This window comes from Pseudomonas sp. FP818 (genome assembly GCF_030687335.1).
Classification (GTDB): Bacteria; Pseudomonadota; Gammaproteobacteria; order Pseudomonadales; family Pseudomonadaceae; genus Aquipseudomonas; species Aquipseudomonas shahriarae.
In genome coordinates, this window is sequence record NZ_CP117427.1 from 4,292,126 (window position 1) to 4,313,556 (window position 21,431).

20 protein-coding genes and 2 pseudogenes are annotated in these 21,431 nt (G+C 62.0%); 11 read left to right on the forward strand and 11 right to left on the reverse strand.

Annotation, left to right across the window (positions count from 1 at the left end; translation table 11 throughout):
• Positions 1-18: 18 nt before the first annotated feature.
• The 5 genes and pseudogenes from PSH80_RS27440 to PSH80_RS19410 all read right to left on the reverse strand — a co-directional run bounded on the left by PSH80_RS27440 (position 19) and on the right by PSH80_RS19410 (position 4,424).
• Positions 19-312, reverse strand: a complete 294-nt coding sequence (locus PSH80_RS27440) for a tetraacyldisaccharide 4'-kinase (protein WP_370693706.1) — start codon at positions 310-312, stop codon at positions 19-21.
• A gap of 7 nt (positions 313-319) precedes the next feature.
• Positions 320-1,033 (reverse strand): annotated as a pseudogene (gene lpxK, locus PSH80_RS19395) (tetraacyldisaccharide 4'-kinase); the annotation flags it as partial.
• On the reverse strand, positions 1,033-1,461 hold the full coding sequence (locus tag PSH80_RS19400) for a biopolymer transporter ExbD (RefSeq protein ID WP_029299722.1): 429 nt from the start codon (positions 1,459-1,461) through the stop codon (positions 1,033-1,035). The pseudogene lpxK and the gene PSH80_RS19400, both read right to left, overlap by 1 nt.
• On the reverse strand, positions 1,458-2,093 hold the full coding sequence (locus tag PSH80_RS19405; protein WP_029299724.1) for a MotA/TolQ/ExbB proton channel family protein: 636 nt from the start codon (positions 2,091-2,093) through the stop codon (positions 1,458-1,460). Before PSH80_RS19405 ends, PSH80_RS19400 begins: the two co-directional genes overlap by 4 nt.
• Positions 2,094-2,168: 75 nt before the next feature.
• Positions 2,169-4,424: a DNA internalization-related competence protein ComEC/Rec2 gene (locus PSH80_RS19410; protein ID WP_120733920.1), complete on the reverse strand. Its 2,256-nt coding sequence runs from the start codon at positions 4,422-4,424 to the stop codon at positions 2,169-2,171.
• Positions 4,425-4,560: 136 nt separating this feature from the next.
• On the opposite strand from PSH80_RS19410, the gene PSH80_RS19415 reads away from it, so the two are divergent.
• From PSH80_RS19415 to PSH80_RS19435, 5 genes are all read left to right on the forward strand, one after another.
• On the forward strand, positions 4,561-5,076 hold the full coding sequence (locus PSH80_RS19415; RefSeq protein WP_057960409.1) for a DUF2062 domain-containing protein: 516 nt from the start codon (positions 4,561-4,563) through the stop codon (positions 5,074-5,076).
• 219 nt (positions 5,077-5,295) lie between these two features.
• Entirely contained in the window at positions 5,296-8,049 is a 2,754-nt protein-coding gene (locus PSH80_RS19420; RefSeq protein WP_198799624.1) for a response regulator, read from the forward strand.
• Between the two features lie 111 nt (positions 8,050-8,160).
• A complete protein-coding gene (locus PSH80_RS19425) occupies positions 8,161-9,150 on the forward strand; it encodes a 2-hydroxyacid dehydrogenase (RefSeq protein WP_115128759.1) in 990 nt (329 codons plus the stop codon).
• 71 nt (positions 9,151-9,221) lie between these two features.
• Complete coding sequence (locus tag PSH80_RS19430) at positions 9,222-9,662, forward strand: hypothetical protein (protein ID WP_057960412.1); 441 nt, start codon at positions 9,222-9,224, stop codon at positions 9,660-9,662.
• Positions 9,659-10,063, forward strand: coding sequence for an META domain-containing protein (locus PSH80_RS19435; protein WP_057960413.1), 405 nt, complete (start codon positions 9,659-9,661; stop codon positions 10,061-10,063). The genes PSH80_RS19430 and PSH80_RS19435 overlap by 4 nt, the downstream gene beginning before the upstream one ends.
• Positions 10,064-10,117: 54 nt before the next feature.
• On the opposite strand, the gene PSH80_RS19440 is transcribed toward PSH80_RS19435, so the two are convergent.
• Positions 10,118-10,579, reverse strand: a complete 462-nt coding sequence (locus tag PSH80_RS19440; RefSeq protein ID WP_057439622.1) for a TlpA disulfide reductase family protein — start codon at positions 10,577-10,579, stop codon at positions 10,118-10,120.
• A 115-nt stretch (positions 10,580-10,694) separates the two neighbouring features.
• On the opposite strand from PSH80_RS19440, the gene arsC reads away from it, so the two are divergent.
• From arsC to PSH80_RS19455, 3 genes are read left to right on the forward strand one after another with little or no spacing between them, the layout of a single operon-like run.
• A complete protein-coding gene (gene arsC / locus PSH80_RS19445; protein ID WP_057439623.1) occupies positions 10,695-11,048 on the forward strand; it encodes an arsenate reductase (glutaredoxin) in 354 nt (117 codons plus the stop codon).
• Positions 11,045-11,659: an NAD(P)H:quinone oxidoreductase gene (wrbA, locus tag PSH80_RS19450; protein WP_057960414.1), complete on the forward strand. Its 615-nt coding sequence runs from the start codon at positions 11,045-11,047 to the stop codon at positions 11,657-11,659. The genes arsC and wrbA overlap by 4 nt, the downstream gene beginning before the upstream one ends.
• Positions 11,643-12,062: a DUF2069 domain-containing protein gene (locus PSH80_RS19455; protein WP_057439625.1), complete on the forward strand. Its 420-nt coding sequence runs from the start codon at positions 11,643-11,645 to the stop codon at positions 12,060-12,062. The genes wrbA and PSH80_RS19455 overlap by 17 nt, the downstream gene beginning before the upstream one ends.
• A gap of 35 nt (positions 12,063-12,097) precedes the next feature.
• On the opposite strand, the gene PSH80_RS19460 is transcribed toward PSH80_RS19455, so the two are convergent.
• Both PSH80_RS19460 and ttcA read right to left on the reverse strand, forming a co-directional pair.
• The gene (locus tag PSH80_RS19460; protein WP_057960415.1) at positions 12,098-12,769 is read right to left on the reverse strand and encodes a DNA-3-methyladenine glycosylase I; all 672 of its coding nucleotides are present in this window, start codon (positions 12,767-12,769) and stop codon (positions 12,098-12,100) included.
• Positions 12,770-12,836: 67 nt separating this feature from the next.
• Positions 12,837-13,661 (reverse strand): tRNA 2-thiocytidine(32) synthetase TtcA, encoded by an 825-nt coding sequence (ttcA, locus tag PSH80_RS19465; protein WP_057439627.1) that lies wholly within the window; start codon positions 13,659-13,661, stop codon positions 12,837-12,839.
• A 363-nt stretch (positions 13,662-14,024) separates the two neighbouring features.
• On the opposite strand from ttcA, the gene PSH80_RS19470 reads away from it, so the two are divergent.
• Both PSH80_RS19470 and PSH80_RS19475 read left to right on the forward strand, forming a co-directional pair.
• Complete coding sequence (locus PSH80_RS19470) at positions 14,025-14,627, forward strand: Yip1 family protein (RefSeq protein ID WP_057960416.1); 603 nt, start codon at positions 14,025-14,027, stop codon at positions 14,625-14,627.
• Between the two features lie 128 nt (positions 14,628-14,755).
• Positions 14,756-15,250: a SprT family zinc-dependent metalloprotease gene (locus PSH80_RS19475; RefSeq protein WP_057960419.1), complete on the forward strand. Its 495-nt coding sequence runs from the start codon at positions 14,756-14,758 to the stop codon at positions 15,248-15,250.
• A 412-nt stretch (positions 15,251-15,662) separates the two neighbouring features.
• On the opposite strand, the gene PSH80_RS19480 is transcribed toward PSH80_RS19475, so the two are convergent.
• From PSH80_RS19480 to PSH80_RS19490, 3 genes and pseudogenes are all read right to left on the reverse strand, one after another.
• Entirely contained in the window at positions 15,663-16,685 is a 1,023-nt protein-coding gene (locus PSH80_RS19480) for an IS110 family transposase (RefSeq protein ID WP_120732161.1), read from the reverse strand.
• A 730-nt stretch (positions 16,686-17,415) separates the two neighbouring features.
• A pseudogene (locus tag PSH80_RS19485) lies at positions 17,416-18,622 on the reverse strand (CaiB/BaiF CoA transferase family protein).
• A gap of 128 nt (positions 18,623-18,750) precedes the next feature.
• Positions 18,751-20,082 carry a dicarboxylate/amino acid:cation symporter gene (locus tag PSH80_RS19490; protein ID WP_057439678.1) on the reverse strand — a complete coding sequence of 444 codons (1,332 nt, stop codon included), beginning with the start codon at positions 20,080-20,082 and terminating at the stop codon, positions 18,751-18,753.
• Positions 20,083-20,416: 334 nt separating this feature from the next.
• Here PSH80_RS19490 and PSH80_RS19495 point away from each other — a divergent pair, with 334 nt between their 5' ends.
• A complete protein-coding gene (locus tag PSH80_RS19495) occupies positions 20,417-21,415 on the forward strand; it encodes an AraC family transcriptional regulator (RefSeq protein ID WP_169961429.1) in 999 nt (332 codons plus the stop codon).
• The last annotated feature ends 16 nt before the right edge of the window (positions 21,416-21,431 follow it).

A 21,431-nucleotide genomic window follows, 5' to 3' on the forward strand; every position in this document is an offset into this window, starting at 1 on the left:
TTCCTGGATAAAAACGTTTTAAGGCAAAAGTCGAGCAGGCAGCAGACGCATCAGTTGCGTGTCGAACCAGGCGATAAACGCCGGTGACGGTGCGGCATCGACTGCAAGGTACCACCAGTGTGCCTGGGCAAAGGCGCGGCACTTCACCGCGTCCTTTTCGGTCATGACCAGGGGCAGTGACGGCGTAAAATTCAGGACCTCGGCGCTGTAGGGCGCATGGTCGGCAAACGCATGGGGTATCGGCAGCCAGTGTAGCGTTTCGAGGGTATTGAAGAAACGTTGTGGGTTGCCGATGCCCGCGACCGCATGCACCCGTTGCCCCACGGGAAAATGGTCCCAGCGGCCGCCGCTCGCCGGTCAGCAGGTTGACCAACGTGGTCGGCAGCAGACGGAAAGCAAAGCCATCCTCGCGATCAGCTCCGGCGCCGTTATATAGCAGGGCATCGACGCTGTGCAGGCGCTCGGCCGGCTCGCGCAACGGCCCGGCAGGCAGGCAGCGGCGATTGCCCAGGCCACGGGCGTTGTCGATCAGCAGCACCAACTCAAGGTCACGGGCCAGACGGTAATGCTGCAAGCCATCGTCGGACAGGATCAGGTCCAGGGTCTCGCTGGCCAACAGGGCCTGCACCGCCCGGCTGCGATCGGGGTCGATCATCAGCGGGACGCCGCTGCGCTGCACGATCAACAAGGGCTCGTCGCCGGCCACTTGCGCGCTGTCGCTGGCCTGCACCCGCCATGGCAACTGCGCAGGCTTGGCCCCATAGCCACGGCTGACCACACCGACCCGCAGGCCACTGCGCTGGCAATGCTCGATCAACCACAGGATCAACGGCGTCTTGCCCGTGCCACCCACAGTGATATTGCCGACCACTACTATAGGCACCGGCGCTTGGTAGATCGTGCCCTCACCCGCCAGGAACCGCTCGCGCTTGCGCCTGACCACCCGGCGATAGAGTGCCTCCAGTGGTTGCAGGAGCTTGAGCGCCGGGTGGCCGTCATACCAGGCCTTGAGCAAACGATCGGACAAGGCCATCAGGGTTGCCCCGCCGCCTCGACGGTGGTCATGCGCAAATGGCTGAAACCGAGCTTGCCGGCTGCATCCATCGCGGTGATCACAGCCTGGTGCGGGGTCTTGCCATCGGCGCTGATGGACAGCGGCATTTGCGTATCACCGCCGGACTCCTTCTGCAGCGCATCCATCACGCTGGCCACGTCGTTTTTCTCGAGTAACTGGTTGTTCACCGAAAACACCCCTTCGGCGCTGATGGTGATCTCCAGTTGCTTGAGCTGCTGGTCTTCGGCCGGCGAGCCGCTGACGGCTTCCGGCAGTTCGACCCGTAGTTGAGTTTCCCGGGTAAAGGTGGTGGTGACGACAAAAAACAACAGCAGGATGAACACCACATCAATCAACGACGCCAGGTTGATATCGACCGTTTCCCGGGGCTTGCGGCGAAATTTCACGCTTTGCCCTCGACCAGGTCGACATCACGGTCGCCCTGGACCACTTCCACCAGCTTGATGGCTTCCTGCTCCATGCCCACCACCAGCTCGTCGATGCGGCGTTGCAGGAATCGGTGGAAAAACACCGCAGGGATCCCCACCATCAGGCCCGCCGCCGTGGTGATCAGGGCCTTGGAAATACCCCCGGCCAATACCGAGGCGTTGGTGGTCATGCCGGACCCGGTGAAGGCACTGAAGATATCAATCATGCCCAGCACGGTGCCGAGCAAGCCCAGCAATGGCGCCATTGCCGCGATGGTGCCCAGGGCATTGATATAGCGCTCCAGTTCGTGGATTACCCGGGCGGCGGCTTCTTCAATGCACTCCTTCATGATCTCGCGACCGTGCTTGGAGTTGGCCAGGCCCGCAGCGAGGATCTCGCCCAGAGGGGAATTGGCCCGCAGTTCCTTGAGCTTTTCCTTGTCCAGTTGCTTGTCCTTGATCCAGCGCCAGACCTGCCCCAGCAGATGATCAGGGGTTACACGGCTGGCGCGCAGGGTCCACAGGCGTTCGGCAACAATGCCGAGTGCGGCGATGGAGCTCAGAATGATCGGCAACATCATCCAGCCGCCGGATTTGACCAATTCCCACACAGTGAATGTCCCCTCGAAAAAGTGCGCCACTTTAGCATATAGGCTGGCGAGGAAGGGCCTGCCGGCCGACAGCCATCATGTCGCAGGCACCGGCCTTTGGTAACTGTCGATGACAGGCGCGCGCCAGAACCGGCGCTGGCTGCGTGCCATGACCGGCGCCTCGAAAGCCCCCAGGCGCAGACGCACCGCGCCCTGTTCGGCGCTGTCATAAAGGGTGCTGCGCAAATACTGGTAACGCGCCACCACTTGCGGGTGCGGATGACCGAAACCATTGCCTCGCCCACGGGAGATCAGCACCGCCTTGGGGGCCAGTTGCTGGACAAACGGCCAGGACGAGGAACTGCGGCTGCCATGATGGGGCACTTGCAGCCAATCCGTGGCGACCGCCAAGGGCGTGGCCAGCAAGGCCCGCTCGGCCTCGCGGTCGATATCGCCGGTCAGCAGCAACCGCTCGCCATTGGCCTGGACCAGCAGCACGCACGACTTCGCGTTACCGTTGCGGGCATCTGCCCATTGCCACAGCTGGAACACCACGCCGTCCCACTCCCACTGCTCACCGCTGATACAGGCCTGAGTGCCGAGGAACGCCGGCAACCCCTGGGTTTCCCCGCCCACCACGCGCAGGACGGGTAACCCACGGGCCACCGCCGCCGCGCCACCAGCATGATCGGCGTCGGCATGGCTGAGCAGCATCAAGTCCACCTGGCCAACCCCCAGCTTGCGCAGCGCCGGCAATACCACGCGCTCGCCGAGATCGAAATCCCCCACCCGTGGCCCGGCGTCATACAACAGCACGTGGTTGCGGGTGCGCAACACGATCGACAAGCCCTGGCCGACATCCAGTTGCTCCACCGCCACCTGGCCCAACGGGATCGACTCACGGGGCGGGAACACCGCCAGCAGCAACAGGGGCCAACCCAGCAGGCGAAAGGGAATGCCCTTGGGCATCAATAACAGCACCGCGCCCAGCAGACTGAGCAACCAGTAGCCCACAGGCACCTCGGCCGGTATCCAGGCGGGCACGTGCCCGGCCAGCCAGGCCAGGGCCTTGAACAGCCAATCCAGCGCCCCCCCCGCCAGCCACAACAGGCCACTGCCCAGCCATGGCACCGCCAGCAACAGCGTGCCCGCCAGCGCCAGCGGCAACACCAACAGGCTGATCCACGGCACTGCAAACAGATTGGCCAGCGGCGCACTCAAGCTGATCGGCAAACCGAGGATCAGTAGCAGCGGAAACAGCCCAATCGCGATCAGCCATTGGGCACGGGTCCAGGCCTGCCACGCCCGCCAGGGCCCCAGGCGGCCGCTGAAGGCCAGCAGCAACACGGCCACGGCGGCAAATGACAGCCAGAAACCCGGTTGCAGGCTGGCCAGGGGTTCGAGGAGCAGCACCGCATTCAGGGCCAGCAGCAGTGGCCACCAGATCCCCAGGTGGCGAAACCGCAGGCGCCACAGCAACACCAGCCCCACCATCACACAGGCCCGCTGCACTGGCACGGCAAAGCCGGCGAGCAAGCCATAGGCCAGCGCTGCGGCAAATGCCAGGCCGCAGGCCCAAGGCAGCCAGGGCAAACGCCTGGGCCAGCAGCCGTAGCGGGCCAGCCCGGCCACCAAGGCATAGATCAACCCCGACAACAGGCCGATATGCTGGCCGGAAATGACCAATAGATGCACGGTGCCGGTGTCCTGCAAAATGCGCCAATCCTCGGCGGCCAAGCCGGAGCCATCGCCCAGCACCAGTGCGGCCAGCCCGGCTTCACGCCCCCGGGCGTCTACCGCCAATAGCTGCTGGCGGACCCCATCGCGCCAGGCATGTCGGGCCGGCGCCAGGCGCTGGCCATCCTTGACCGACCCCGTCGCCCCCACACGCTGGGCCAACAGCCAGGCCTCTTGATCGAAGCCCTGGAAATTCAACAGGCCGGAGGGTCGCTTGAGGGTCACGGCCAAACGCCAGCGCTCACCACTGCGCACGGGCGGGCCGCCCTGCCAGCTCACACGGATGCGCTGGGGCAGCCGGTCCTGGCGTGACCGGCTGTCGCTCAGTTCGAAGCGCACCACCCCACCACTCTGCTGCGGCAGCCCGCTGACGCGCCCTTCCAGCCAGCGGGTCTGGCCGTCCAGCGCGGGCATGAGCCGGTCGTCAAGCGCCCGTTGCGCGCTGAAACAGGCCCACGCCAGGCCCAACAGGAAAAACGCCAGCGGATAAGTACGAAACGGCAGCATCATCAACGCCACCACCGGCAACACCAGCAACCAACCGACCGGCGGCAAGACGGGCAGCAGGCGCAACGCCAGCAGCCCCAACGCCAGCGCAAACATCCCTGTACGCATGGATCATTCCTTGAGAGTGACCCATTGAGTGTTAGCCGAGTGGTTCAGGGCGAACTATGATTTTTTGTCACAAAGTCTGAATTTCCCGTTCGTAGAATACGGGCATACTTGACTCTCGAACTGATCTGGACCCCTTATGCCACGGCACTTATTCAAACGGTACATGCCCGATCCGACCAGCATTCGGGAACACAAGTCCTTACGCTTTCTCGGCACGCTGCTCCATGACCCCAACCTCTGGCACCTCAATCGGCATTCAGTTGCCCGGGCCATGGCTGTCGGTCTGTTTGCCGCCTTCATTCCCATACCCATGCAGATGCTGCTGGCGGCCTTCCTCGCCATTTCCGTGCGCGGCAATATGCCCATTGCCGTGAGCCTGGTGTGGCTGACCAACCCGATTACCATGCCCGTGGTGTTCTTCTGCACCTATATGACCGGCACCTGGCTGATGAACATCCCTGCCCGCACCCTGCCCGATGAACTGACCTGGGAATGGATCAGCGGGCAACTGTCGACCATGTGGCAGCCGTTCCTCCTGGGCTCGGTGGTGATGGGCCTGGTATTGGGCGCGCTGGCGTACTGCATGACCATGGTGTATTGGCGGTGGTGGGTGGGGCATCAGTGGAAAAAACGGCAGCAACGTAATCGGTAGTCGGCGAACGCCCCTGTTGTGAGCTGGTTTGTCTGCCTGACAACCCGAGGTGTCCCGGTGAGCACCGCAGCAACGGATATGGGCTCAATAAGCCCGCCATCATCCCCCTCAAGCATCTTTTGCAAGATTCCAAGCCCCTCATATGGCTACACTGCGCAGGTAGCGCAGGCCGGATGCCTGCGTAGAATCTCGACATCAGTGTGGTAGCAGGAGAGTGGCGTGCTAAGAAGAATGGGGATAAAAGGCCGCGTACTGTTGCTGACCTTGCTGCCTACCAGCCTGATGGCATTTCTCCTGGGCGGATATTTCACCTGGATGCAGCTCTCGGAGCTGCAAACCCAACTGCTCAATCGCGGCGAGATGATCGCCGAACAGCTAGCGCCGCTGGTGGCACCGGCACTGGGTAACAAGAACACCGACCTGCTGGAGCGCATCGCCACCCAGTCCCTGGAGCAAGTCGACGTGCGGGCCGTGTCTTTCCTGGCGCCCGACCGCTCGGCCCTGGCCCATGCCGGCCCGACCATGCTCAACCAGCCGCCCATCGGCAACAGCTCACACCTGCTGCAACGCACCGGCAATGACGCCACCCGCTACCTGCTGCCGGTGTTCGGCCGCCATCGCAATCTCGCCGGCGAGCTGATTCCCGACGAAGCCGATCGCCTGCTGGGCTGGGTCGAGCTGGAACTGTCCCACAACGGCATGCTGCTGCGCGGCTATCGCAGCCTGTTCGCCAGCCTGCTGTTGATTGCCATCGGCCTGATCTGCACGGCGGCCCTGGCCCTGCGCATCAGCCGCACGATCAACTCGCCTATCGGCCAGATCAAACAAGCGGTGGCGCAGCTCAAGGACGGCAACCTGGAAACCCGTTTGCCGCCCCTGGGCAGCCAGGAGCTGGATCAGTTGGCGTCCGGCATCAATCGCATGGCCGAAACCCTGCAAAACGCCCAGGAAGAACTGCAACACAGCATCGACCAGGCCACCGAAGATGTGCGCCAGAACCTGGAAACCATCGAGATCCAGAACATCGAGCTGGACCTGGCCCGCAAGGAGGCCCTGGAGGCCAGCCGCATCAAGTCGGAGTTCCTGGCCAACATGAGCCATGAAATCCGCACACCGCTCAATGGCATCCTCGGCTTCACCCACCTGTTGCAGAAAAGCGAGCTGTCGCCCCGTCAGTTGGATTACCTGGGCACCATTGAAAAATCCGCCGACAACCTGCTGGGCATCATCAACGAGATTCTCGACTTCTCGAAAATCGAAGCCGGCAAGCTGGTGCTCGACAGTATCCCGTTCAACCTGCGCGACCTGTTGCAAGACACCCTGACCATCCTCGCCCCGGCCGCCCATGCCAAACAGCTGGAGCTGGTGAGCCTGGTCTACCGCGATACTCCGCTGTCCCTGGTGGGCGACCCGCTGCGTCTCAAGCAGATCCTCACCAACCTGGTCAGCAACGCCATCAAGTTCACCCGCGAAGGCACCATCGTTGCCCGGGCCATGCTCGAAGACGAGCAGGAAGACAGCGTGCAACTGCGCATCAGCGTGCAGGACACCGGCATCGGCCTGTCGAACCAGGATGTGCGCGCCCTGTTCCAGGCCTTCAGCCAGGCGGATAACTCCTTGTCCCGTCAGCCCGGTGGCACCGGGTTGGGGCTGGTGATTTCCAAGCGCCTGATCGAGCAGATGGGCGGCGAAATCGGCGTCGACAGCACGCCAGGCGAGGGTTCGGAGTTCTGGATCAGCCTCAACCTGCCAAAAACCCGCGACGATATCGAAGACTTGCCCGCCCCGCCGCTGTTGGGCCGGCGTGTGGCGGTGCTGGAGAACCACGAACTGGCGCGCCAGGCCCTGCAACACCAGTTGGAAGACTGCGGCCTGGAGGTCACGCCGTTCAACAGCCTGGAGAACCTGACCAACGGCATCACCAGCGCACACCAGACCGAGCAGGCCATCGACCTCGCGGTACTGGGCATCACCGCCAACGATATTCCGCCGGAGCGCCTCAACCAACACCTGTGGGACCTTGAGCACCTGGGCTGCAAAGTGCTGGTGCTGTGCCCGACCACCGAGCAGATGCTGTTCAACCTGTCGGTGCCCAACCCCAATAGCCAGTTGCAGGCCAAGCCGGCCTGCACCCGTAAATTGCGCCGGGCGCTGTCCGACCTGATCAGCCCGCGCCCCTTGCGCAGTGAACCGGGCGAGCCGTTGTCCAGCCGTGCGCCACGGGTGCTGTGTGTCGACGACAACCCGGCCAACCTGCTGCTGGTACAGACCCTGCTCGAAGACATGGGCGCCAAGGTCCAGGCCGTGGAAAGCGGCTATAGCGCCATCGAAGCGGTGAAGAAAGAAGCCTTCGACCTGGTGCTGATGGACGTGCAGATGCCCGGCATGGACGGGCGCCAGAGCACCGAGGCGATTCGTCAGTGGGAAAGCGAGCGCCACGGCACGCCACTGCCTATCGTCGCCCTGACGGCCCACGCCATGGCCAATGAAAAACGCGCCCTGCTGCAAAGCGGCATGGATGACTACCTGACCAAGCCCATCAGCGAGCGGCAACTGGCCCAGGTGGTGCTGAAATGGACCGGCCTGGCCTTGCGCAATCAAGGCCCGGAACGCGCAGTCGAAGGCCATGGCCCTGCCGCGCAACTGCCGGTACTCGACCATGAAGAGGGCCTGCGCCTGGCGGCCGGCAAGGCGGACTTGGCCGCCGATATGCTGGCCATGTTGCTGGCGTCCCTGGAAGCTGACCGTGAGGCCGTCTGCGTCGCCCGCGAAGCCAACGACAACAATGCCCTGATCGAACGGGTCCACCGCCTGCACGGCGCCACCCGCTACTGCGGCGTGCCGCAATTGCGCGCAGCCTGCCAACGCGCCGAAACCTTGCTCAAGCAGGATGACGCCAAGGCCATGGCTGCCCTGGATGAACTGGACATGGCCATCGCCCGCCTTGCCAGCGAGGCCCGGGTCAACGCCTGATGCAGAGCAACACGCCCAACGCCAATGACGGGCAACATCTCCTGTGGGCGCCGGTAAGCCGGCGCCCACAGGTTTTGTGTCACCACACGCTATTTTGCAGGGAGCCCCTTGATGCGCATCATCCTCTTCAGCAGCCAGACCTATGACCGCGACAGCTTTCTCGCCGAACCCTTGCCCGCGGGCATGGAGTTGCAGTTCCAACCGGCACGCCTGAACCTCGACACCGTGGCCCTGGCTGATAAGCACGAAGTGGTCTGTGCCTTTATCAACGACGACCTCAGCGCCCCGGTGCTCGAACACCTCGCGGCCGGCGGCACACAACTGATTGCCCTGCGCTCGGCCGGCTACAACCATGTGGACCTGGCCGCCGCCAAGCGCCTGGGCCTGACCATCGTGCGGGTGCCCGCGTACTCGCCCCATGCAGTGGCCGAACATGCCGTGGCCCTGGTGCTGGCCCTCAACCGCCGCCTGCACCGCGCCTACAACCGTACCCGCGACGGCGACTTCAGCCTGCACGGCCTGACCGGCTTCGACCTGGTGGGCAAGACCGTGGGTGTGGTGGGGACCGGGCAGATCGGCGCGACCTTTGCCAAGATCATGGCCGGCTTTGGCTGCAGCTTGCTGGCATACGATCCCTACCCCAATCCGCAGGTCGAAGCCCTTGGCGCGCGCTATGTCAGCCTGCCCCAGTTGTTGGCCGAGGCACAGATCATCAGCCTGCACTGCCCGCTGACCGCCGACAGCAAGCACCTGATCAATGCGCAATCCCTGGCCCATATGCAGCCGGGAGCGATGCTGATCAACACCGGGCGCGGCGGCCTGGTGGACACCCCGGCATTGATCGAAGCGCTCAAGGATGGACAGCTGGGCTACCTGGGCCTGGATGTGTACGAGGAAGAAGCCCAGCTGTTTTTTGAAGATCGCTCCGACCTGCCCTTGCAGGACGACGTGCTAGCACGCCTGCTGACCTTCCCCAACGTGATCATTACCGCGCACCAGGCATTCCTCACACGCGAGGCCCTGGCGGCGATTGCCGGGACCACCCTGGCCAATATCCAGGCCTGGGCCAACGGCCAGGCGCAAAACCTGGTACAGGGATGATCAACGGTCATCTACCGCGCGCATGGTGAACAGGCGAGCGTGATAGGATGCCGCGCCTATTTGGAGGATCCATGGCCGAACACGATTTCCGCTTCAGTTTGCTGAGCCCACAACACACCCTGATCGAATGCCGCGCCCTGGTGCCCGGTCGTTATCAAGTCACCGGCAATGGTGGCTCGATCAAGCATGGCGACGTGCTGATCGTCACTTTGCGCGGCAGCAAAACCCTGTCGATGCGCCTGACCGTCGAAGGCGATGCGCGCTACTCCATCCGCCCAGCCGGGCAATGGGTTGCCATGGCGCAAGGGCCGAAGTTCGGCGAGCTGGAGATTCACACCTGGAAGGTCAATTGCGACAGCTGCGACGCCGTGCTGGAGTTTGAGTTCGCGGTGGAAACCAAGTTGACCAAGGAACCGTTGCAACCGGCCGCCACTGCACGCATTGCCGAGTTGGGCTGGGCCACCGTTGGCGACACGCACCGTTGCCCGAAATGCCAGCAGGCCGCGCCATGAAGAGCCTGCTGATGGTCGCAGCGCTGGGCGCAGGCCTTGCCGGCTGCGCCAGCGACGAGGTCAAGCTCAAGCAGGATCACAGCTACATCGTGGAGTGGATCGGCGAGCGGCCCCTGATGGATTACGCCCACCTGACCGTGACCCTCGGTGCCGATGGCCGGGCCTATGGCAATGGCGGCTGCAACCACTGGTTCGCGCCGTACAGCCTGGACGGTGACAAACTCAGCTTCGGCAAGATCGGCAGCACCCGCAGGCTGTGTGCCGAAGCCCTGATGGAGCAGGAACAGCGCTTCTTCAAGGCCCTGGAAACCGTGCAACGCTGGGACATCTCGCCCATCGAGCAGACCCGTTTCTGGCCTGCCGAGGGCAAGCCACTGCGTTTGTGGCTGGAAGAAGGCTGATCCGTTGGCGATTGCGGTGTGCCGGGCATACCGCAATCGCCAGCGAGCAACCGTTTAGCCGCGCAGTTCCTTGAGCTTGGCCAATACCCCCGCCGCCGTCTGCTCGCCCAACATCTGCGCCCGCACCTTGCCCTTGTCATCAATGATGTAGGTCACCGGCAACGCTTCGCTGCGCGGGATATCAAAAATCGCCTCGGGGTTCTGTGCCAGTACCGTGAACTTGATGCCCAGCTTCTCGCTGGCGCTCTTGAGCTCTTCGCCCTGCACATTATCGAAGTTGACGCCGAACACGCTGACCGGCTGACCCTTGAGCTGCTCGGCCAGGGCGTTGAGCTCGGGGATTTCGATGCGGCACGGGCCACACCATTCGGCCCAGTAATTGATCACCAACCATTGTTTGTCGACGCGCTCGGACGCGACTTTCTGGCCGTATTGGTCAACGCCATAATCATTGCCGCAGCCGCTGAGCAGGAGTGTGGTGATAACTGCCAGTGCGCCTATCAGTCGCCGTGTCATGGGGTAATCCTTAGCAAAAATGAACGTGGGCTGCGGCCGATCGCCTCTTACGGTTTAAGGACACGCCGCAGCGCAGGTAGAATACCCGCCACCTTACGCAAGATGCGACCCGCACATGACCGATCTGACGCTTTATCACAACCCGCGCTGCTCGAAATCCCGCGGTGCGCTCGAACTGCTGCAGGCCCGTGGCCTCACGCCGAACGTGGTGCGCTACCTGGAAACCCCGCTGGACGCCACGCAGCTTGAAGCCCTGCTCGGCAAGCTGGGGATCAGCGCCCGGCAATTGCTGCGCACCGGCGAAGACGAATACAAGACCCTCAACCTGGCCGACGCCAGCCTCAGCGAGGCGCAATTGATTGCCGCCATCGCCGCCCATCCCAAGCTGATGGAACGGCCGATCCTGGCCACTGCCGACAAGGCCGTGATTGGCCGGCCGCCAGAAAACATCCTGGAGCTTCTGCCGTGAGCGCGCCCTACATCCTGGTGCTGTATTACAGCCGCAACGGCTCGGTCAGCGAAATGGCCCGGCAGATTGCCCGAGGCATCGAGCAAGGCGGCCTGGAAGCGCGCCTGCGCACCGTGCCGGCGATCTCCAGCGAGTGCGAAGCCGTCGCCCCGAGCATCCCGGCCGAAGGCGCGCTGTATGCCAGCCTCGACGACCTGAAGAACTGTTCGGGCCTGGCCCTGGGCAGCCCGACGCGGTTTGGCAACATGGCCGCGCCCTTGAAGTACTTTCTCGACGGCACCAGCAACCTGTGGCTGACCGGCGCCCTCGTCGGCAAGCCGGCCGGGGTCTTCACCTCGACCGCCAGCCTGCACGGCGGCCAGGAAACCACCTTGATGTCGATGCTGCTGCCGTTGCTGCACCACGGCATGCTGATCACCGGCCTGCCCTACAGCGAACAGGCCCTGCTCGACACCCAGGGCGGCGGTACGCCCTACGGCGCCAGCCACCATTCCGGCGCCGACGGCAAACGTGCCCTGGACCCCCATGAAATCGCCCTGTGCCGTGCCCTGGGCCTGCGCCTGGCGAAGACTGCGGCGAAACTGGAGAGTGGCCGTGGCCAAGAAGCCTAAAGTCCTGCCGGCCCAGGCCTGGCTGGAACCCCGGGTCAAAGTGGCACGGGCCTTGAGTCTGCTGGCGTTTTTCGGCCTGGTGGGGTTGCTCTGCGTGTATTACCTGCTGATCGCCGACCTGCATGGCGCACGGCCCTGGGTCATCCTGCTGATCGAACTGGTGCCGTTGCTGATCCTCGCGCCGGGCATGCTGATGGGCAGTGCGCGCGGGCATTCGTGGATGTGCTTTGTGGTGAACCTGTATTTCATCAAAGGCGCCCTGGCGGCCTATGACCCGAACCGCCAGTGGTTTGGCGTGCTGGAGATGCTGGCAAGCCTGGCGGTGTTCTGCACAGCGCTGCTGTATGTGCGCTGGCGGTTCCAGTTGAATCGGCGGTTGGCGGGGGAAGGTCAGCCAGCCTGAGGGTTATATGGGGCCGATCAGGCCCCATCGCGGTCTCAATGGTTGACGGTAAACGCCAGCATCATCGACAACTGGCACATCGGCCGCCCACTCTCGGCATGCCACTGGTTGAACGCCGCCTGTACCGTCGCCAGGTCCCGCAGGCTGGTGGGGGCCTTGTCGACAATCTCCTGCGCATTCAATGCCGCAACCACGTCATAACTCGGCACGAACGTGTCCTTGCCGACCATGCGCAAGAAGCGTGGCGCCGACAACCCGCCCAGTTGATGGCCGTGCTTGCTCAGGTATTTCCACAAACCGACGATATCGGTCACCGGCCAGTCGGCGATCAATGCCGCGAAGCTGCCCTTTTCCTGCTCGACGTCGAGAATCATCTGCGCATTGCGCGGCACGCTCTTGAGCTTGCCCAGGTGGCGGATGATCCGCGTGTCTTGCATCAGGCGCTCAAGGTGCTCGGCGCCCATCAGCACGACTTTCTCAGGATCGAAGCCGAAGAACACCTGCTCGAACGCCGGCCATTTGGCGTCCACCACACTGTGCTTGAGCCCGGCGCGGAACACCCGCAGCGACAGAGTCGACAGGTAGCGGTCGTCGCTGATCTGGCGCAGTTGCGCCGGGGTCTTGGGCACGGGCAGGTGGGCTTCCAGCTCGGCTGCCGAACCAAAGCGGTTCAGACAGTATTCGTGCAGCCATTTGTAATCGCGCATGCCCTCTCCTACGGGTTGAAATGAAAACGGCGCCCATCAGCGCCGTCTGTCAGAGCCTGGAAAAGGCTCAGAGGTTCACAATGTTGACGAAGCGCGAAGCCGCAGTTTCGTCGATGCGCAGGCTGGTGAAGTCAAACAGGTTGCGGTCGGCCAACTGCGAGGGGATCACGTTCTGCAGGCTGCGGAAGATGCTTTCGGTACGCCCCGGCGTCTTGCGCTCCCACTCCTGGAGCATGTCCTTGACCACCTGGCGCTGCAGGTTCTCCTGGGAACCGCAGAGGTTGCAGGGGATGATCGGGAATTGCTTGAAGTCGGAGTAGGCCTGGATGTCCTTCTCGTTGCAATACGCCAGCGGGCGGATCACCACGTTGCGCCCGTCGTCAGCGCGCAGCTTGGGCGGCATGGCCTTGAGGGAGCCGTTGAAGAACATATTGAGGAAGAAGGTCTCGACGATGTCATCGCGGTGATGACCCAGGGCCATCTTGGTTGCACCGATTTCATCGGCAAAGGTGTACAGCGTGCCACGGCGCAGGCGCGAACACAGCGAGCAGGTGGTCTTGCCTTCCGGAATCAGCTCCTTGACCACCGAATAGGTGTCTTTCTCGACGATGTGGTACTCGATGCCCAGGGTCTTGAGGTAGGCCGGCAGCACGTCCTCGGGGAACCCGGGCTGCTTCTGGTCCATGTTGACGGCCACTATGTCGAATTTGATCGGCGCGACCTTTTGCAGGTGCAGCAGCACGTCCAGCATGGTGTAGCTGTCTTTGCCGCCGGACAGGCAGACCATGACCTTGTCGCCCTCTTCGATCATGTTGAAGTCAGCGACAGCCTCACCGGCCAGGCGCCGCAGGCGTTTTTGCAGTTTGTTCTGATTGACGGTAAGGGTGCCCATGGCGCTTGGATCCGCGAAAAGGTGTGGGACGAAAAGCCGGGTATTTTAACGATATGAACGACCGAGTTCCAATGTGGGAGGGGCTTGCTCCCGATGGCGGTAGGTCAGTCGACAAATTCATGGCTGACCCACCGCCATCGCAGGCAAGCCAGCTCCCACAGGGGGCTGCATTCCACGTCACAGACCCAGGCGCGATTAAGCCCAGTGTTTACAGCGCAATTTGCTCTAAAGCCCCACACTTTTTCCGGTCATGACTTCCTATACTGCGACATAAGGTCGCACACATATCCAGACCTTTCAGGCCACTTGGCCGGCGGGCGCTCCGCTTGGGGGGCGATGGCAATAACGACAGGAGTGACTGGCATGATCCATCACGTCGTGGGGCTTTTCACCCATCCCGACCAGGAATGGCGGGAAATTCGTGGCGATAAAGAAGAAAGCATCGGCCACATGTACCTCACCCATACGCTGATTCTCGCGGCGATCCCCGCCGTATCAGCTTTTATCGGCACCACCCAGGTCGGCTGGGTCATCGGCAATCGCTCCCCGGTCATGCTGACCCAGGAAAGTGCGCTGTGGATGACCATCATGTCCTACCTGGCGATGCTCGGCGGCGTTGCGGTAATGGGCGCCTTCATCCACTGGATGGCGCGCACCTATGACGCCAACCCCAGCATGGCGCGCTGCGTGGCGTTCGCCACCTATACCGCCACGCCCCTGTTTATCGGCGGGCTGGCAGCGCTGTATCCGCATATGTGGCTGGGCATGATCGTCGGTACGGCCGCCATCTGCTACACGGTGTACCTGCTCTATGTGGGGCTACCGACCTTTATGAGCATCGACCCCGATGAAGGCTTCCTGTTTTCCAGCTCGGTACTGGCGGTAGGCCTGGTGGTCCTGGTGGCGATCATGGCGTTTACCGTGATTGTCTGGGGCCTGGGCGTCGGTCCGATCTACACCAACTAGCCGTCTTTTCAGCGCAGGAACAGCCACCGCAAGGTGGCTTTTGCGTTATGCATGACCATTCGGCGCCTGACCGATTCGGAAACACCCCTGGATGCGGCATACTGGACATCTCTGGAGATATGTACAGCATGCCCGAGCAACTCAATACCCGCGTCGAAGATTGTTTCCTGCAAGCCGAATCCTTTTTCAAACGAAGCTTCAAACGCCCCCAGGTCAGCCTCAAGCTGCGTGGGCAGAAAGCCGGTGTCGCGCATTTGCACGAGAACCTGCTGCGCTTCAATCCCCAGTTGTACCGGGAAAACAGCCAACACTTCCTCAAACAGACGGTGGCCCACGAAGTGGCGCACCTGATCGCCCACCAATTGTTCGGCGAGCGCATCCAGCCCCATGGTGAGGAATGGCAGTTGATCATGCGCGGGGTCTACGAACTGCCGCCCGATCGCTGCCACACCTATGAGATTCAGCGTCGGCGGGTGACCCGCTATATCTATCGGTGCCCGTGTGCCGACAGTGACTTCCCGTTCTCGGCCCAGCGCCATGGGTTGGTGAATCAGGGGCGGCGGTATTTGTGCCGCAAGTGTCGGGGGACGTTGGTGTTTACCGGGGAGACTCGGGTGGAGTGAGGTTTTGGGGTGGTTTCACTGGCCCCATCGCGGCATAGGTATCTACACATCTTTTTAGTGATTCCTAGGTTTGTGTACATATCCGTTGCTGGGGTTACGGCGGCTATTGGTTCCGCCCTTACGGCGGCTCACTTTGGAAGAGCCGGAGTGCCGGCCCAGCCCAAAGTAAGCAAATGTATGGTCAGCCCACCCCCTGCAACCACAGACGATGAGCGGTAAAGCATGCTTGCGCTAATGTATCCGGGCTCATAGTCGGCAGTTTCACCGCTTGGCCCTTGATGAATAGTCGCTCCCGCCTGTCCTTGAAAAGGGCTTCAGCTTCAAAAGCTGTTTTGCTTACCAGGTTCTCAGGCGAGATTTGAGCTGTTTATCGTCATCATCGTTGTCGTCGCAAAAGCCGGTAGTGTTTCGATCAAGTCATCAACTGCGCGTTGTAGCTACCTCCGCGAGCTAAAACGGCCCATACGATTCTTGCTAGTTTATTGGCCAGGGCGCAGGCAACCTTGTTTGGGTGCTTTCGCGTCAGCAGGTCTCGGCACCAAGCCCCCAAGGCGTCGTTGCGTTTATCTATGCGCACCAAAACTGCCCGCGAGCCTTGAACCAAGAGCTTTCGAAGGTATTTATCACCACGTTTGCTGATGTTCAAAAGGACGGTTTGGCCACCTGTTGAGTACTGCCTTGGCACCAGCCCCAGCGAAGCAGCGAAGTCTCGCGCTGAGTGAAAATTGGAAGCGTCCCCGACGTCGGCCAGCAGCGCGCTAGCGATGATGGGGCCGATACCGGGGATGCTCATTAGGCGTGTTCCCGCGTCATCAACTGCCACCTGTTCCTTGATGCTGTGGTCGATGGACTTAATCTCTACCGTAAGCCGTTTGATGTCTTCCAACAGATGCTCGATAAACTGCGTCAACTGTTGAGGCAACTCAGCGGCAGGGTCATCCAGTATTTGATGAATTTGGTTCATGGCGGCTTTGGTCGCCGGTAGCGCAATTCCAAATTCCAGCAAGAATCCGTGGATACGATTGATGGTTTGAGTTCTTTGGCATACCAATGCCTCTCGGAGGCGGTGCTGGGTCGAGAGCACCTGCTGTTCCACCGTCTTGATCGCAACATAGCGTGCCTTGGGACGGGACGCCGCCTCGCAAATTGCCTCGGCATCTATGTAGTCATTTTTATTGCCGGTGACGTACGGTTTCACATGCTGCGGAGCTATAAGTTTCACCTGGTGGCCGAAGGAAATAAGCTTCCTGGCGAGCCAATGTGAGCCGCCGCAGGACTCCATTACTATCGTGCAGGGCTCAAGCTTTGCCAGGAACTGAAGCAGTCGATTTCGATTGAACTGCTTGCGCAGCACCTCATGGCCGCGTACGTCGTGCCCTACGAGGTGAAAGGTGCTTTTTCCAATATCAAGACCAAGTAATGCCAAGCTGTTCATGAGCGGTTCTCCTTAGCGAAAGTGGGCCTTCCGGTAAGTCTAATTTACCGGGGCCTGCCGGCTGACCATCTCATTAGGGCTCTTGCCCCCACATCGGCACCTCGCCTAGGCTCGGTGTGCCGTCATCCGACATTGATTTGGGGGCCGCCGCGATGGGCCCATCCATGGCCCAGCGCGGCTAAACCGTCCCTGCCGGTTTACCCCCCCAAATCAATATCGGATGACGGCCAGCGTGGTTTAACGGGGCGCCTCAGATCAAAAGCAAAGCGAGGCGGCCTGACAGCCGACCTGATCGTCGAGGCGTGCGCATACACCTGTGGGAGCTTCGCGCTCTGGCTTTGCTGTTGCTGTTGCTGTTGCTCTGCTGTTGCTCTGCTTTTGATCTGGCTTTTGATCTCAGGCGCCCCGTTAAACCACGATGGCCGCAGGCAGGTATTGCGCAGTGGGCACCCCGGCATGGATGCCGGGGTAGCCGCGACACGGCCAGGATGGCCGATCGCGGCGGGCCCACGGAGCAATGCCTGACTGCGGGCATGCCGAGCCTAGGCGAGGCACCGAGTGGTGGGGCAAGAGCGCTTTGCTTACTTTGGCGCTTCTCCAAAGTGAGCCGCCGTAAGGGCGGAACCAATAGCCGCCGTAACCGCAGCAACGGATATGTACACAAACCCAATCAGCACTAGATAAAAGAGTTGTCTAGATACCCATGCCCGCGATGGGGCCCGAACAGCCACTACCCCACCACCTTGGCCCCCCGCAGCTCGGCTATCCGCTGAGTACTGAAACCCAACTCCCCCAGCACCTCATCACTGTGCGCCCCCACCGCAGCACCGATATGCCTCGGCTCCGGCACCCCTTCGGAAAACTTCAGCGGGCAGGCCATCTGCGCCTGGAACGAGCCATCCCCGCGGGGCACCTGGCTCACCAGCTCGCGGGCCTGCAACTGCGGGTGCTGCAGGGCTTCGCCCAGACTGAGCACCGGCTCGACGCAAGCATCGACCCCGGCAAACAACGCACACAGCTCCTCGAAGCTGTGCCGCTCAAACTCCACTTGCAGCGCCTGCTTGAGGGCCTTTTGCTGTTCGGGCTTGGGCGACAAGCCCTGGGCCGCCAGCTCCGGGCGCCCCAGCGCAGTACACAATTGCTGCATAAACCCCGGCTCCAGGCTACCCACCGACAGCCAGCGCCCGCCCCGCGAGCGGTAGTAATCGTAGAAGCTGCCGCCATTGAGCACCTGGTCTTCGCGCCCAGGCTCCACCCCACACGCCAAGTAAGCCGCGCCGGCCATGGCGTTGAGGCTGAAGGCGCAGTCGGTCATGCTCACATCCAGGTACTGCCCCAGCCCACTGTGCTGACGCGCAATCACCGCCGCGAGCAGGCCGACCACGGCATGCAACGAGCCGCCGCCCACATCCGCCAATTGCACACCCAGGGGGCACTGGGCCGCTGTCCTGGCGCCCGGTGTAGCTGGCGACGCCGGACAAAGCCAGGTAATTGATGTCATGCCCGGCGCGGTCCTTGTAGGGGCCGGTCTGGCCATAGCCGGTGATGGACACATAGATCAGCTTCGGGTTGATCGCCTTCAACGCTTCATACCCCAACCCCAGGCGCTCCATGACCCCAGGGCGGAACTGCTCCAGCACGATGTCGTACTCCGCCACCAGTTGCCGCACGATCTCCAGCGCCTCGGGCTGCTTGAGGTCCAGGGCCAGGCTGCGCTTGTTGCGGTTGAGGTAGGCATGGCTGGCCGACACGCCACGGTCGTGGGGCGGCAACACCCGCAGCAGGTCCATGCGCGTGGGGGATTCGATGCGCAGTACCTCGGCGCCCATGTCTGCCAACAGCAGCGAAGCAAAAGGCCCCGGCAGCAAGGTCGAGAAATCCAGCACTTTGAGGGACGCCAAGGGGGCCTGACATGGGAGCTCCGATTCCGATTCGATGGAACACAGAGTAGGCAATCTTGCGCGGCAGCGGCAATCACCGTAAGCATCATCGACAGTGACCGTTGTGCTCGTACGCCCATAAAAAAACCCATCCGAAGATGGGTTTTTCAGTACTGCGTCAGCGTTTACTTAAGCGCTGGTGCCGGGCCTTCGGCCACGCCCAGGTCATCCAGTTCGCGGGTTTCGGAGATACCGGTACCGCCGGAAGCCAGCTCGCTTTGCAGCTTGTCGGTGTCCAGTTCCTTGACCCACTTGGCCACAACGATGGTCGCTACGGCGTTACCGACCAGGTTGGTCAGGGCACGGGCTTCGGACATGAAGCGGTCGATACCGAGGATCAGCGCCAGGCCGGCAACCGGCAAGTGGCCAACCGCCGACAGGGTTGCGGCCAGTACGATGAAACCACTACCGGTCACGCCAGCAGCGCCTTTGGAGGACAGCAGCAGCACCAGCAGCAGGGTGATCTGGTGGGTGATGTCCATGTGGGTGTCAGTCGCCTGGGCGATGAACACGGCAGCCATGGTCAGGTAGATCGAAGTACCGTCGAGGTTGAAGGAGTAGCCAGTCGGGATAACCAGGCCCACCACCGACTTCTTCGCACCCAGGCGTTCCATCTTGATCAGCATGCGTGGCAGTGCGGACTCGGAGGAGGAAGTCCCGAGTACGATCAGCAGCTCTTCACGGATGTAGCGCACCAGTTTCAGGACGCTGAAGCCGTGGGCGCGGCAGATGCCACCCAGGACTACCAGCACGAACAGGATGCAGGTGATGTAGAAGCAGATCATCAACTGGCCCAGTTGCACCAGCGAGCCAACACCGTAGGCACCGATGGTGAACGCCATGGCGCCCAGGGCACCGATCGGCGCGAGCTTCATGATCATGTTGATGATGTTGAACATCACGTGGGCGAAGCGATCAATGAAGTCCAGCACTGGCTTGCCGTAGGCACCCAGGCGATGCAGGGCGAAACCGAAGATCACCGAGAACATCAGCACTTGCAGAATATCGCCGTTGGCGAAGGCGCCGACGATGGTGTTGGGGATCACGTTGAGGATAAAGCCGACGATGCTCTGGTCTTTACCGGCAGTGACGTAGGCTGCGACTTTCGAAGCGTCCAGGGTCGCAACGTCGATGTGCATGCCAGCGCCTGGCTGCACCACGTTGACCACCACCAGGCCGATCAGCAGGGCGATGGTGGAGACGATTTCGAAGTACAGCAGCGCGTAGCCGCCGGTCTTGCCCACCGACTTCATGCTCTGCATGCCGGCGATGCCGCTGACAACGGTACAGAAGATGATCGGGGCGATGACCATTTTGATCAGCTTGATAAAGCCGTCACCCAATGGCTTGAGGGCCACACCGGTCTGCGGGTAGAAGTGACCGAGCAGGATACCGATAACGATGGCAACGATTACCTGGAAATACAGGGTTTTGTAGAACGGCTGACGAGTCGTCATTGCAAAGTTTCCTCAAGAGTCCCGTGGGGCAAATATCCGCCATTGCCCACGACACTTGAATTGCGAACCCTCCTGCACTGGAGGGATTTGTTTTGGCGAGCTGCTGGCTGGCAGATCTGTATTCCTTATCGCAAACGGCGTGCCACTTTCCGCAAAAGCCCTGGAGCCCACAAACCATGGGCCTGTCGGCTGTGCACCGGCAGCATTCTTGGTTGAGTCAGGTGGCGGATATCCGCCCATCACTCCAATCTCGTCCTACAATTTGGCGGATATCCGCCTTGTCCGCCCCAGGCGCGATGGCTACCATCGGCCACTCAATGGACGAGGCCCCTGCATGCGCGAACGCACCATCGCCAGTCATTACGCCCGTGCGGCCCTGGGCGGCGCGCGCCGGGCCGGCTACGATTACTCGAGCCTGTTGCAGCAACTGGGGATTGCCCCGGAACTGCTGGCAGAACCCCGTGCGCGCATCGCGCCAGAGCAATTCACGCAGCTGTTGCAGCGGTTGTGGCAGGCGCTGGATGACGAGTACCTGGGCTTTGCCGATGGACCGAGCAAGCGCGGGACTTTCGCCATGATGTGCCACGCATTGATTCATTGCCGCACCCTGGAGAAGGCGCTGGAGCGCGGATTGTTGTTCTACAGCCTGTTCCCCCAGGGGCCGCGCTGGCGGTTGAGCCGTGAAGGCGATATGGCACGCCTGAGCCTGGATGACTCGCACCTGTGGGATCCGGATCACTTTTTGAGCGAGTCCCTGCTGGTGATCTGGCATCGCCTCGGCAGTTGGCTGATTGGCCAGCGTATCCGCCTCGAGCAAGCGACCTTCAGCTACCCGATGCCGGCCCACGCCGGCGAATACGACCTGCTGTTCCCTTGCCCGCTGGTGTTCAGCGCGGCCAGCAGCAGCCTGGTGTTCCCCACTCGCTACCTGAACCTGCCGCTGTTGCAGGATGAGCGCACCCTCAAACACTTCCTCGAACGCTCCCCCGCCGACCTGCTGTCCCGGCCAGACGAAGGCGACAGCCTGAGCAGCCAGTTACGTCGCCTGCTAAGCCGCGACCGCACACCCTGGCCAGACCTGGAAGCCGTGGCGCAGCACCTGCACATCAGCCCGCAGACCCTGCGCCGGCATTTACGGGAGGAAGGCACCAGTTTCCAGGCACTCAAGGATGAATTGCGCCGCGATATTGCGATTTTTCATCTGGGGCGGGCGGATTTGTCGTTGCAGGAAATTGCCGAGCAACTGGGGTTTTCCGAGCCGTCGGCGTTTCATCGGGCGTTCAAGAAGTGGACGGGGGTGACGCCGGGGGCTTATCGGGCGCAGGAGAGTTGAAGATGTAGTGTTTGGT